The organism is Lysobacter sp. FW306-1B-D06B (assembly GCF_038446665.1).
GTDB lineage: Bacteria > Pseudomonadota > Gammaproteobacteria > Xanthomonadales > Xanthomonadaceae > Lysobacter_J.
This window is the reverse complement of record NZ_CP151802.1, coordinates 446,441-458,565: the sequence shown is the minus strand read 5'-3', so window position 1 is coordinate 458,565 and position 12,125 is coordinate 446,441. Positions and strand designations below refer to the sequence as shown.

At 63.9% G+C, this 12,125-nt stretch carries 11 protein-coding genes and 1 pseudogene; 3 read left to right on the top strand and 9 right to left on the bottom strand.

Translation table 11 applies throughout. The annotated features are described in order from the left end of the window. Nucleotides 1-163 precede the first annotated feature (163 nt). The 5 genes and pseudogenes from AAFF32_RS02090 to AAFF32_RS02070 all read right to left on the bottom strand — a co-directional run bounded on the left by AAFF32_RS02090 (nucleotide 164) and on the right by AAFF32_RS02070 (nucleotide 6,392). Entirely contained in the window at nucleotides 164-724 is a 561-nt protein-coding gene (locus AAFF32_RS02090) for a hypothetical protein (protein WP_342316313.1), read from the bottom strand. 9 nt (nucleotides 725-733) lie between these two features. Beyond that, nucleotides 734-2,845: a hypothetical protein gene (locus tag AAFF32_RS02085; RefSeq protein WP_342316312.1), complete on the bottom strand. Its 2,112-nt coding sequence runs from the start codon at nucleotides 2,843-2,845 to the stop codon at nucleotides 734-736. Continuing rightward, entirely contained in the window at nucleotides 2,838-5,120 is a 2,283-nt protein-coding gene (locus tag AAFF32_RS02080) for a hypothetical protein (RefSeq protein WP_342316311.1), read from the bottom strand. Before AAFF32_RS02080 ends, AAFF32_RS02085 begins: the two co-directional genes overlap by 8 nt. Nucleotides 5,121-5,211: 91 nt before the next feature. Beyond that, nucleotides 5,212-6,113: pseudogene (locus AAFF32_RS02075) on the bottom strand (YifB family Mg chelatase-like AAA ATPase); the annotation flags it as partial. A gap of 12 nt (nucleotides 6,114-6,125) precedes the next feature. Then, nucleotides 6,126-6,392, bottom strand: coding sequence for an accessory factor UbiK family protein (locus AAFF32_RS02070; RefSeq protein WP_216965269.1), 267 nt, complete (start codon nucleotides 6,390-6,392; stop codon nucleotides 6,126-6,128). A gap of 177 nt (nucleotides 6,393-6,569) precedes the next feature. Here AAFF32_RS02070 and AAFF32_RS02065 point away from each other — a divergent pair, with 177 nt between their 5' ends. Both AAFF32_RS02065 and AAFF32_RS02060 read left to right on the top strand, forming a co-directional pair. Then, a complete protein-coding gene (locus AAFF32_RS02065) occupies nucleotides 6,570-6,908 on the top strand; it encodes a P-II family nitrogen regulator (RefSeq protein WP_158983665.1) in 339 nt (112 codons plus the stop codon). Nucleotides 6,909-7,015: 107 nt separating this feature from the next. Beyond that, complete coding sequence (locus AAFF32_RS02060) at nucleotides 7,016-8,128, top strand: acyltransferase (protein WP_342316310.1); 1,113 nt, start codon at nucleotides 7,016-7,018, stop codon at nucleotides 8,126-8,128. A 15-nt stretch (nucleotides 8,129-8,143) separates the two neighbouring features. On the opposite strand, the gene AAFF32_RS02055 is transcribed toward AAFF32_RS02060, so the two are convergent. Further along, nucleotides 8,144-8,596, bottom strand: coding sequence for an Lrp/AsnC family transcriptional regulator (locus AAFF32_RS02055; protein ID WP_342316309.1), 453 nt, complete (start codon nucleotides 8,594-8,596; stop codon nucleotides 8,144-8,146). Nucleotides 8,597-8,717: 121 nt separating this feature from the next. Here AAFF32_RS02055 and AAFF32_RS02050 point away from each other — a divergent pair, with 121 nt between their 5' ends. Beyond that, nucleotides 8,718-9,623 (top strand): DMT family transporter, encoded by a 906-nt coding sequence (locus AAFF32_RS02050; protein ID WP_342316308.1) that lies wholly within the window; start codon nucleotides 8,718-8,720, stop codon nucleotides 9,621-9,623. 27 nt (nucleotides 9,624-9,650) lie between these two features. On the opposite strand, the gene AAFF32_RS02045 is transcribed toward AAFF32_RS02050, so the two are convergent. The 3 genes from AAFF32_RS02045 to speE form a co-directional block, all read right to left on the bottom strand. Next, a complete protein-coding gene (locus AAFF32_RS02045; protein WP_216965276.1) occupies nucleotides 9,651-10,214 on the bottom strand; it encodes a hypothetical protein in 564 nt (187 codons plus the stop codon). A 63-nt stretch (nucleotides 10,215-10,277) separates the two neighbouring features. Further along, on the bottom strand, nucleotides 10,278-10,934 hold the full coding sequence (locus tag AAFF32_RS02040; RefSeq protein ID WP_216965278.1) for a phosphotransferase: 657 nt from the start codon (nucleotides 10,932-10,934) through the stop codon (nucleotides 10,278-10,280). Nucleotides 10,935-11,175: 241 nt separating this feature from the next. Further along, nucleotides 11,176-12,030: a polyamine aminopropyltransferase gene (gene speE / locus AAFF32_RS02035; protein WP_342316307.1), complete on the bottom strand. Its 855-nt coding sequence runs from the start codon at nucleotides 12,028-12,030 to the stop codon at nucleotides 11,176-11,178. Nucleotides 12,031-12,125 lie beyond the last annotated feature (95 nt).

Below are 12,125 nucleotides of genomic sequence, written 5' to 3'. Positions count from 1 at the left end.
CATCCGAAGATCAAGCAAATGCTGATTGGCTTCGAAACAATAGCTGCCATCGGGCCATCTGACGACCGGGAATCCTCCCGCGGGAGTCGTTCTCACCTCATTGCGCTCCGTTACGTAATGCGGCAGGCAAAAGTTGGGCGAGACACGCTTGTACAATTGGTGCTTACGGGGTTCCATCGCGCCGCCCCTTTCTTTCTGCAAGGCTGATCACGTTGCCGCTATGTCGGCGCATCAAGCTCAGCAATCGATCCATTTCCTCTTGTTCCCGATCGCATAAGGCCAAGGTCGCGTCGCCAGCCCTGCGTGCGTACAGCCGGGCCTGCTTACAGCGGAGCATGTATGCGCGGTGTAGCGTTAACATGTCCTCGTTCCGGACCTGCAGTTCCCCCCTGAGGATCGCATAACGAGCTTCAAGTCCAGCTCTGCTGTCCTTCCTGGCTTCATTGCTTTGCTTGGAACACTTTGCAATCACGGTCCGAGCCTCGCGACGCAAGCCGTCGATCCTCTCGAAACCTCCCTCGATGTCCATCGCCAGCTTCTTCTGGTGGTTCAAACTCATCGGGACGATCTTTCGCTGTGGGTTCTCAAACGCGGCCAGTGCGCCCTGAGACTTCAGGGCAAGTAGGAGCTTGGCATCGTCCACGTAAGCAGCTGGCTCCTTAATGAGATCGTTAAGCAACTGCGCAAGTGCCTTGACTGATGTAAGACCAGTGGTTTCGTTCACGAAGGCTCCTTAGGACAAGGATGAAAGACGAACCGCAATTCGGCACGCGCGCCCTCTATCCAGGAACACCGGTTCGATCGCCACCTTCCGTTCTTCCAGAAGTCCGCTTACGTAGGCCTCGACGACGTCATGCTCGAGAACGTGAAAGCTTGTAGCCCCGAAATGCTCGAGCACGGCCGCAGCTAGCGAGTCTGTCTCAGGTGCGGACCGGCGCATCGCCTCAACCGCCCATTCTGCTGAAACGCTCAACAGCACAGTGCCGGGCGTGGACTCTGTGATGTAGTAATAGAGATGCTGCTGGTCTGTGTGTCCTAGGAACCAGCGGAGTGTTTCAACGCCGCCAAAACTGTTCCCCCAAAAGAACATCATCGCGAACCAGCGCCGCAACTGATGCTGCCGGATGTAGTAGCGTGCACCGGCGTGGTCGCACGGCATCTGTGCGTAATCGCAGAAGAGATCGACATTTTCATAGTAGCGAGAAGCATGCTTGTTGCTGGTGAGAACCCCAGCTCCGCTGGCGATGCCGGGCGCGCGGAACAAGCCCGAGTAGGCGTTAAGTGCTCCAGCATGCACTAGCAAGCTTTGCATGCCTTCAAGTAGCTTCACGCATCTCGCTCCGATGGGGTGAATCGGGCGCGCTTCCCGCTCCCGGTACGTGCCGTGACCACTCTTCCCCTTATGAAAGATTAGGCGTGTTCCGGAAGCATCGAGGCAGTTTCCAGCCTCAAGATCACTTAGCTCCTTCAGTCGGCGCGCCATGAGGGAGCCAACGACTACTTTGCAGGCGCCCCCGAGCACTTGCATGCAGTCCCAAAGTCCGACGTTATCTCGGAGTTGCTGAAAATAGTCATTGGCGGGGAGATCGCGCGTCAAGACGGACCCCTCCGACGTTCGATCTACACTCCACCGAGTGACCCCTAGCTGACGCGCGCCCCACGTGAGGTGAGGCGTGATGTCATTCAGGTCTGCATACGTCGTGATTGAGCGGCCAGTGATGTGGGCACGCCTCGCAAGCGAGACGAAGCTGTCCACGAGGTCTTCGCCGTGCATGACGACGTACTCAATCGCTCGATTCAGTCCGTGAAAGACTACGGAACAGGGTAGTGTTCGATGGCGGCCTGCGGCACGGGCCTCGACCGAACGCCCGGTGGCTAGCAATTCCTCCCGGTCGAACTCAGGGGCGACGAATCCCTCCCTATTAAGCAAGGCTAATGTACTAACGGTGGTAGCGAACTTCGTACCGTATGCTCGAGTCCAGCCGCGCTCCGGTGTCACCACTTTCTTACTGATGGGGAGTTCGCGCGTTCTCGTGCTCCGCTCCCCAATAAGAAGTTCCTGAGGCACCCCGAAGCGACCGTTGTGACCGGCGAGCGTATGGGGATAGAGCATTCGCGCCAGCGCCGCGATGTTGGGCGTGTACCTTCCGTCGGCGTTCTGTCGTTGCTCCTTATACAGACCGGCATTCCACAGCCAGACACGCGCCCTCACTACCTCGGCATCGGTCAGCTGAGTCATTCGACTGTCGATGTTTCGACAATCCGAAAGGTCTGTCTGTTTCGCAATCGTGGCGGCCACTTCTTCCTCGGTAAGCGATTCTGTCTTCTGGCGAAGCCAGATGGTCAACAGCTTGGGCCATCGATAAACGGATATATCGTTGTTTCCCTCCTCGATAATCGTCGAGACAAGGGCATGCCAATAGTTCGCGCTCAACCCCGCGAGGCCAAAGCGCGCCAACCCTGAAGTCTCGGCATTGATAAGCAGATAGTCGATGACTACAAGGACGCATCGCAATGAGTTGTAAGCAGCCTTAGGCGCGTAGTCGACGCGACCTGCCGCATGCCGGTGCGTTTGCAGGACGAGCCAGCTGCGCAGCGTGGTCCAGAGTTCCGCATGCTTCGGTGAAGTAAGCAGTTCACCGTCCTGTCCGACGGGGATTCGCCAGTCGATCGTGAAATGGTAATGGAGAAGGACGTTCCATACCTCGCTTTCATAGTCTTCCAGCCAGGGAGCCGACCGGTACTGGTGCGTTATGCCTGGGAGGAAGGCTCGAAGATGATGGAGCTGCTCCGGAAGCTCGAATGCGCTCCAGTCGGTAACATACAGAGGGGAGGACTTAGTCAAGAATAAGATCCTCAATGTTCGCAGGGGCGGGCAAGCGTTCAGCAACACGCAATATGCTCGCTAAGACGTCGTCTTGCTCGATGTGAGGTATGAGCCTATCTGCAATACCGCACCATCGGCGTGCCCGTGTGCCAACAGGACCTGTGGCAGTGTGCACGGCCTTCTGAACTTCGAGTAGGCAACGCAAGACGGAAGGTGAAATGCTGAAGACAATCTTGCTATCCAAGATAGGGTCGCTTGCTGTGTCTCCGGCATCCTGCAGTCCGCAGTCTGGGTCGACCAGATGTGCAGGCAGATGCTTGATCGCATGGTTTGTCAGGAACGTGTTGAGCTGTTTCATCGACTGAAAAGTCGACACCTCAAGTAGAAGTTCTGAGTCCTTCATGGCCTCGCAGACGAGACCTTCTTGCATGATGCGAATCCATCGCTCGACAAAGAAGTCCTGAAGCGGCCGCGGCAGGTAGTGATCGAGCAGGGCTGCGCTGTGTCTCGCGTGACCCAATGCCTTTGCCATTTCATCTACGCTTTCCGATTCAAAATAGACTAACGCCCCACAGCTTGCGCGAAGGCGAGTTAGCGTGAACCGCGTAGCCAAACTGTGTGCAACATCGCCGGCTAGGCCCATCTCTTCAAGGCGCGTAGTGAGCCATGGAACCATGACATTGCAGTTCTGGTCGGGCATGAAGCGCGTTGGCTGAGCGCCCATGGTGTGGGCACTGAGGAACAAGTATCGCCAATCGTCGTTCCCGCTCCTTCGAAGGTACTGGCGAAGAGGTTCGGTCAGCTTGATCAAGCGACGAACAAGCTCATTAGCCTCGGAGTCCAGAGGCACGTCCATCTGGGCAAGTTCTGCGCCTCTTCGGCGTTTGAGGCCGCTGAGGCACCACCCCGCATCGCCCAAACGCCGATACCCGTTGAGCCTTCCCCTGTCGTCGAACAGCTGGAGGTCTTTGAGGTATGCACATGTGATGCAGGGATACTTTTCTATAAGCAGAGCTGCGTGCGCAACAAGAACTTCGCGGGATGGAAGGCCGAGATCCCAAGCCGTCTGTATGCGGTCTGCGTAGATTACTTCGGGTCGGTTGACTGGATCAGAAGGATTGAAGCCGTAAGCCTTGAACGTCGCGGCAGCGTGTGCGGGGTAGTCAGGATTCTCACGTGTAACGCGTTTACGCTTGCCCGATCTCGGCCCTTTCTTCGGCGTGGGCACAGTGGCGACGCCTACGTCTTCAAGCTCTAGGCGTGACAAGTGTCTCTGCCATGCCGCGTCTGCCTCGGAGCGTGCCCATCGAACAATCGAGTCGACTTCTGAGCGTATCTGGTCCCAGATCCGTTGCAGGGCTTCGTGATCAGTGATCTCCAGGGGGACTTCAGTGATCAGCTTTGCCTTGACCAACTCTCCGGAGGCTGATGTTCTGACATTTAAATGAGCGCCTTTCGGCTTCTTTATACGAGGCCGTGGCATTCCATGGATCAGGCTCCCCCAGATCCTCCCGAGAACGTGCCCCTCCATGAAATCGCAGAACCACCCCCAGCGAGCATGTATGGTTGTGAGGTTGTGCTTCGCTTGAGCGCCTGCCGTGAAGTACGAGACCATGAACTGAGTTACGAAGATTTCAAGCCATTCGCTGTCGCGAAAGCTGCGGGTATCCAGTGGTGGTGGATAAGCGGCTACGAACTCTGACAATGCGTTGATGGCATCGATTTGATCGAGGCTCCGCGTCCGAAAGTATGTGGAGGCGGCATCGACAAGCTCGGTTGTGAACTCAGGACCGAGACGTTCGAACATGCCGTAAAGGCGGAGGTGGAAGGGCGCGTCGCGCTTGTTTGTAATCACCCAGCCTGACCAGAAGTCAGCCTTGACGTGGCCGATGTGCTCGTCACGGAATGAGGCGATCCAGGGGGCGAGGTGCCCCGCTTCGTTCAAGAATGTCTTGCCGTATGTCCAATCAACTGCGGTGTCGGTATCCCCGAGTGCCTCCAACGTCACTCGAAAGTGTCGGGAGAGGCTCTTGTCGTGCGGCCCGAGTCGGCCACTCGCCAAGGCGCCGGCGAAGGCGGTCCATATTTCCGTCCATTTGGGTGTCCCAGCATTAGCGTCGCTGAGTGTTCGGCCGGTCAGGTCGAGATACACGTTCAGCCGGAATAGCAGCCGGTCAATATCGCTTCGATCTCGCTCGTTGACCGCCGCGCCGAGTGCCCTCTCGACAAGCGCGGGGTCAATTGCCCGGCGAGGGAAGCCAACGAAGCATAGGGGCGGGGTGACAATTGTCATGGCGATTTGGCCGATGGACGGCTCTTAACCGTCTGACTTATATGGAAAATGGTATTGTGTGACAGAATCCAGACAATTGTAAAAGCTCGAATTCGTCGAGGAAGAGCACGCCCTGGTGGGCCAGGAAATCTCGCCGGGCCGCGGCTGCGCACCACCGCCGACCAGCGCGACCGCGCTCGCGGTGTGGTGGGGCGACCGGAACGGACGCTCGCGCCAGCGCGCCGGGTCGAGGCCGCGCCCGCTCACGGACGCGATGGCCGCCGCTTCCAGCGCTTCTTCCTCACTGGCCTCCGGCAACAGGCCCGGCAGGCGCGAGGCCAATAGCGTCTTGCCGCAGCCGGGCGGCCCGACCAGCAACAGGTGATGCCCGCCGGCGGCCGCAACTTCCAGCGCGCGCCGCGCCTGCGCCTGGCCGCGCACGTCGGCGAGGTCCGGGCCGAGCCGGCGTTCCAGCGCGGGCGCCTGCGCGAACGGCAAGGCCTTGCGCGCCGTCAGGTGGGCACAGACTTCCAGCAGCGTGCGCGCGGGTCGCACCTCGACGCGGCCGGCCAGCGCGGCCTCCGCGCCGTTGGCGACGGGAACGATCAACTTCCGACCGGCGTCGCCGGCCGCGAGCGCGGCGGGGAGCACGCCGTCCACCGCGCGCAGCTCGCCGGTGAGGGCGAGCTCGCCGAGGAACTCGCAGTCCGCCAGCGACTCCAGTGGAATCTGCCCGCTGGCCGCCAGCAGGCCCAGGGCGATGGGCAGGTCGAAGCGGCCGCCTTCCTTGGGCAGGTCGGCGGGGGCGAGGTTGACGGTGATGCGCCGCGCCGGAAATTCGAACTGCGCGCACAGGATCGCCGCGCGCACGCGATCCTTCGCTTCGCGCACCGCCGCTTCGGGCAGGCCAACGATGGACATGGCCGGCAAGCCGCCCGCCAGGTGCACTTCGACCCGAACCGCAGGCGCACGCACACCCGATCGCGCACGGCTGTGCACGAGTGCGAGATTCATGGTGGAAACCGCTTAGTGGCGCGGCGGCGTGGACTGGCCGAGCTGGGCTTCGAGTTCGGCCACGGTGCGCTGCAGTTCTTCCAGCTTCTCGCGCGTACGCAGGAGCACCGCGCGCTGCACCTCGAACTCCTCCCGGGTGACCAGGTCGAGCTTGGCCAGGCCGGATTGCAGCACGGCCTTGAAGTTCTGCTGCAGCTCTTCGCGGCTCTCGCGCACGCTGGGTGGAACCAGGGAACTCAGGCGGCGGGCGAGGTCGTCGATGGGGTTCAGGTCGATCATGAGGGAAAGGTCCTCGGGCGTTACCCGCAGAGTGCGGGCTGGGCCGTGAGGGCGCCGTCGGCGTGGGTCGCGTCGGCGTGTGGGGGAAGTCCGAAAGTGGGTTCCACTCTACCGCAGGGCATCCCCTCCGGCACGGTCCTTCGCTATCCTCCCGCCGATAGCCCGGAGGTGAATGCGATGAAGATGGTCATGGCGGTGATCAAGCCGTTCAAGCTCGACGACGTGCGCGAGGCGCTCGCCGAGGCCGGCGTGGCCGGCATCACCGCCACCGAGGTCAAGGGCTTCGGGCGCCAGAAGGGCCACACCGAGCTCTACCGCGGCGCTGAATACGTCGTGGACTTCCTGCCCAAGATCAAGCTGGAGGTCGCCGTCACCGACGAGCAGGTCGATGCCGTGGTGGAGGCGATCATGAAGGCCGCCGGCACCGGCAAGATCGGCGACGGCAAGATCTTCGTGTGGGACCTGGAGCGCGCGGTGCGCATCCGCACCGGCGAGATGGACGGCGACGCGCTCTAGGCCGCGCGGCGGTTCCCGTCGTGCGACATCGCGACGCTTGTCGCGCGAAGCATTCCTGCGCAGAGTGAGCGCCCCGCGCACGACGCGATCGCCACGAAACGGACTTCATGCAGCGTCTTCCCGGACTCGATCTCCTGCGCGCCATCGCCGTGGTCTGGGTGATGCTGTTCCACTCCTTCCTCGTCGGCGGACTCGGGCCCGATTTCAAATGGCTCGAGCGCTACGGCTGGATGGGCGTGGACATTTTCTTCGTCCTCAGCGGCTTCCTGATCGGGCGCCAGGTGCTGGCGCCGCTGGCGCGCGGCGAGGCGCTGTCGTTCGGCGATTTCTACGCGCGGCGCGCGTGGCGGATCCTGCCGGCGTTCGCGGCGGTGCTGGCGATCTACCTCGCGTTCCCGGCGTGGCGTGAAGCACCCGGGATGGCGCCGTGGTGGCAGTTCGCCACGTTCACGTTCAACCTGCTGGTCGATTACGGCACGCAGCAGGCGTTCTCGCACGCGTGGTCGCTGTGCGTGGAGGAACATTTCTATCTGGTGTTCCCGGCGCTGGCCTGGGCGTTGTCGCGCCGGCCGTCGATGGCGAAGTTCGTGGGCGTGTGCGTGCTGGTGGTCGTCGCCGGCATCGCCTGGCGTGCCGGGGTCTGGCTGCACAACGACGCGCTGGATCGGCCGGGACCGTGGTTCGTCGAGGACCTCTACTACCCGACGTGGTGCCGCCTCGATGGCCTGCTGATGGGCGTCGTGCTGGCGACGATCGCGGTGTACCGGCCGGCGACATGGGAGCGCATGACCGCGCGCGAGAATGCCTTCGCCGTGATCGGCCTGCTGGGCATGGCGCTGGCGTTCTGGTTGTTCCGCGAGCGCACGGGTTTGCTGGGCAATTCGATCGGCTGGCCGGTGCTGTCGGCGGCGATCGCCTGCCTGGTGGTGGCAGGCGCGGGCACGCGCAGCTGGATCGGGCGCTGGTCGTTGCCGGGCGTGGCGTGGATCGCGGGGATTTCCTACAGCCTCTACCTCAGCCACAAGCTGGTGTTCCATGCCGTGGACACGGCGTGGGGCGAGGTGCTCGCGGGGCGCGGGCTGCTGACGTTCGCGGTGTACGCGCTCACCACGCTGGCGGGCGGGGCCGCGCTGCATTACGCGGTGGAGCGCCCCTTCCTCAAGCTGCGCGAACACCGCCGCGCCCGCACGCGTCTGCGTCTGGCCGACGCGACGGCCTGACGTCTTCGCCTTGCCTCAGGCCCCCGCGCCCAACGGCGGCGGGCGTCGGCGGATCGGCTGCGACTTCACGATCGACGTGCTGGCTTCGGCCTTGTCGGCGATGCGGTCGAGCAGCCCGTCGAGCTCTTCCATCGACGTCACGTACAGCCGCGCGATGTAGCAGTCGTCGCCCGTGACCTTGTCGCATTCGCCGAACTCGGGAATGCCCTGGATGAGTTCCTGCACGATGTGCAGCTTTCCGGGCAGCGGGCGGATGCGCACGATGGCCTGCATCGGATAACCCAGCGCCGCCGGATTGAGCTCCACGGTGAAGCCGCGGATCACGCCGCGCTCCTCCAGCCGCCGGACGCGCTCGGTCACGCTGGGCGGCGACAGCCCGACCTCGGCCGCCAGGTCCTTCATGGAGATGCGTGCGTTCTCCAGCAATCGCTGGAGGATGCGCTGGTCGACGGGGTCGAGGGCATTCATCGGGTCATGTCCGTGTTTTGCCTTGGATTGTAAGGCGCATAGGCGAGTATGGCTTTCCATTCGTCTGGAATGCCCCCGGGCCGCCGTCCATCCTGAAGCCTCCCCACACGAGGCAGGCTCCATGCAAGCGCAGACACGCGGGGCGGTCGAGATGACCGTCGCCATGACCATCCTGGGCACGATCGGCTGGTTCGTCGTCGAATCGGGGCAGCCCGTTGCCAGCGTCGTGTTCTGGCGCTGCGCATTCGGTGCGGCGACCTTGCTGCTGGTGTGCGCGGCGCTGGGCCTGTTCCGCCGCCTGACCCTGCGGCAGTGGGGGCTGGCGATCGCCGGCGGCGCGGCCATCGTCGCCAACTGGGCGCTGCTGTTCGCGGCCTTTCCGCGGGCGTCGATCTCCGTCGCCACGGCGGTCTACAACACCCAGCCCTTCATCCTCGTGCTGCTGGGGGCGCTGTTCCTGGGCGAGCGGCTGACGTGGACGAAGGTCGCCTGGCTGGCGGTGTCGTTCAGCGGCGTGCTGCTGATCGTGCAGGGCAAACCCGGTGCCGGCGCGCTGGGGCCGGCGTTCGTGCAGGGCGTCGCGTTGGCCTTCGGCGCTGCGTTCTTCTACGCCTTGGCGACGCTGGCGACCAAGCGGTTGGCGGGCACGCCGCCGCATCTGGTCGCGCTGATCCAGGTCAGCGTGGGCGTGCTGCTGCTGGCACCGTTCACCGACTTCCATTCGCTGCCGGGCGATGGCCGCGCCTGGGCGTTCCTGATCACGCTGGGCGTCGTGCACACCGGCCTGATGTACATCCTGCTGTACGGCGCGATCCAGAAGCTGCCCACGCACGTGACCGGCGCGCTGTCCTTCCTCTATCCGGTGTCGGCGCTGCTGGTGGATTTTCTCGCCTATGGGCACCGCCTGCAGCCGGCGCAGATCGTGGGCGCGGCGGCCATCCTGGTGGCGGCGGCGGGCATGAACCTGGGCTGGTCGCTCTCGAGTGTGCGCGCGCGCTTGCGGCTGCAACCCGTGATGCGGCGATAGCGCCGCATCGGCCAACTGCGAGCCGCGCTAACGTTCCACGGGCGCGGCTTCGCCCTGCATGAAGCTGGCGACGGGCTTGTCGCCGTTGACGGTGCGCGCCACGACGGTGACGGTCTTGCGGATGCGGTCGAGCTGGATCTCCAGGCTGCTGTCCGGCTTGCCCGGCGTGCTGAAGGAGCCGTAGAGGGTCGGGAAATCGCGGTCGTCGCGCGCGGACGTGTAGCTGTAGCTCGCGGTCTCGTGGAGCAGCGGCGGCAACTTCACCGAACCGACTCGCCCCAGTTCGATGCGCTTGCCGCCCACGGTCAGCGTGCCGCCGTCGTCCAGGCGTTCGCGAAAGCAGAAGACGAACTCCTGCGCGACGGGCGCAGCCTTGGGCTCGCCGACCCAGCGGAAATCGCCTTCGTAGCTGTACGTGTAGCCGTAGGGGCCGCCGCTGCTGGTCTTCTCGCGGACCTCGCCGCTGAGCTGTTCGTGGAAGACGGCCTTCCAGCACGTTCCGTCATCGGACGCGCGCGATCCCGCGTGGACGCTGCCCGCCATGACGAGCAGGCAGAACAGCGGGACGATGCCCCGACGGCCGTTATCCATGAAGTCCCCCTTCGTGGCCGCCACGATAGCGTACGAAAAGAGCGGCTGCGCCGGCCGTCGCGATCAGCCCTTGAGGCGGCGATAGACCCGCTTCCAGCCCAGGCGGATGGCGTCGACCCAGCGCGGTGGCGCCAGCATCTGCGCTTCCCGCGGCGTCGGCGCCTCGCCGATCAGGCGCTGGCGCATCTTCACCACGTTGGCCAGGTCGCTGCGGCGCAGTTCGCGCACCAGGGGCAGCCAGCGCAGCCAGCGCGGCGTGCGCATGGCGGAGGTGAAATCGATCAGCACCGGCGTGGTGCCGCACACCAGCACGTTGGCCGGGTGCAGGTCGTTGTGCGTGATCCCCGCCGCGTGCAGCGAGGCGACCGCACCGCGCAGCTGCTGGAAGACGTGCGAGCCGGCTTCCATCGCCACTTCGCCCAGCGCGACGCCGGGGATGAACTCGATGCCCAGCGCGAGGCCGCCGATCGTGCCCAGCAATGCCGGTGCATGTCGCCAGCCGCGCAGCCGGCCGAGCACGCGCGCTTCGCGACGCACCAGCAGCCGCGCCAGCGGCGACAGCAGCGTGCGTCGGTAGCGGCCGTAGTCCTTGACCACGGTCGGACGTCCGTCCACGTCGATCACGTAAACGTCGGGTTCCAGGAAGCGCTCGCCGCGCTTGAGCAAACGGGTTTCGGGCGGCAAGGACCGGGGGTCCTGCGGCAGGGCATTGGCATTCATCGGGGCGGTCCGGCGACGCGCGTCGTGCTCGGGGGAGGGCGGCGCGGCGGGGGCTGTGAACCGTTGGGTTCAGTTATCGAAATACTAATGTCATGCCGGCGGACGATCGCCTTGGCCCGGGCGCACGCACTGTTCCGCGATCACGACAAAGTCCGCATATGCGTGCAAGACGTCGCGCGGGAGCTCCAACAAAAAAGCCCCGCTTTCGCGGGGCTTTCAATGAAGCGGGGTGGGCGCGGAATCAGCGGCCGTCCAGCTCCGCCGCCACGAACGGCGGCAGGCTCGACGCGCCCTGGTGGATGTCGGCGGTGTAGTACTTGGTGTCGAAATCCTTGGCGCGGGCGTCGGCCTGGCGGACGTCGAAGCCCTGGCCCTTGCGCGCCAGCGTGCAGCTCCACCAGCCGGTCGGGTAGCACGGCTGCGGGAACGGCAGCGTCTGGAAGGTCGTGAAACCGGCCTTGCCCATCTCCGCGCGCATCTCCTTGATGAGCGAGAGCAGCATCAGCGGCGATTCGGACTGCTGGACCAGGATGCCGTCGTCCTTCAGCGCGCGGAAGCAGCTTTCGAAGAACGCCTTGTTGAACAGGCCTTCTGCCGGGCCGACCGGATCGGTGGAATCCACGATCACGATGTCCAGCGAGTTCGGCTCGCAGTTCTTCATGTAGGCGATGCCGTCGTCGAACAGCAGCGTGGCGCGCGGATCGTCGTTGGCGTCGCACAGTTCCGGGAACCACTTCTCGGCCATGCGCGTGACCTGCTCGTCGATGTCGCACTGGACGGCCTTCTGCACGCCCTTGTGCTTGAGCACCTCGCGCAGCGTGCCGCAGTCGCCGCCGCCGATGATCACGACGTTCTTCGGGTCGGCGTGGGTGAACAGCGCCGCGTGGGACATCATCTCGTGATAGAAGAAATTGTCCTTCGTGGTCAGCATCATCGCGCCGTCGATGAGCATCAGGTTGCCCCAGTCGGTGCTCTCGAAGATCTCGATCTTCTGGAACGGCGACTGCACCTCGTCCAGCTTCTTGGTGATGCGATAGCCGATCGCCGAGCCGGTCGGCTCGAAGTTCTCGTAGTGCCAGGAGGTGTTGGTGCTCATCGTTGCGTCCCAGGGGAAAGGCCGTGCGGCGCGCGAGGCGGCCGGGCGGGCGGAAAGGGGGCGGCATTGTAGCGGACCGGCCGTTACGGTCCGGC

Coding starts and splice junctions, on each gene's coding strand:
- AAFF32_RS02045 (WP_216965276.1), bottom strand. CDS start 10,214: ATGGATAACGGCCGTCGGGGCATCGTCCCGCTGTTCTGCCTGCTCGTC.
- AAFF32_RS02070 (WP_216965269.1), bottom strand. CDS start 6,392: ATGATCGACCTGAACCCCATCGACGACCTCGCCCGCCGCCTGAGTTCC.
- AAFF32_RS02055 (WP_342316309.1), bottom strand. CDS start 8,596: ATGAATGCCCTCGACCCCGTCGACCAGCGCATCCTCCAGCGATTGCTG.
- AAFF32_RS02080 (WP_342316311.1), bottom strand. CDS start 5,120: ATGACAATTGTCACCCCGCCCCTATGCTTCGTTGGCTTCCCTCGCCGG.
- speE (WP_342316307.1), bottom strand. CDS start 12,030: ATGAGCACCAACACCTCCTGGCACTACGAGAACTTCGAGCCGACCGGC.
- AAFF32_RS02065 (WP_158983665.1), top strand. CDS start 6,570: ATGAAGATGGTCATGGCGGTGATCAAGCCGTTCAAGCTCGACGACGTG.
- AAFF32_RS02040 (WP_216965278.1), bottom strand. CDS start 10,934: ATGAATGCCAATGCCCTGCCGCAGGACCCCCGGTCCTTGCCGCCCGAA.
- AAFF32_RS02050 (WP_342316308.1), top strand. CDS start 8,718: ATGCAAGCGCAGACACGCGGGGCGGTCGAGATGACCGTCGCCATGACC.
- AAFF32_RS02060 (WP_342316310.1), top strand. CDS start 7,016: ATGCAGCGTCTTCCCGGACTCGATCTCCTGCGCGCCATCGCCGTGGTC.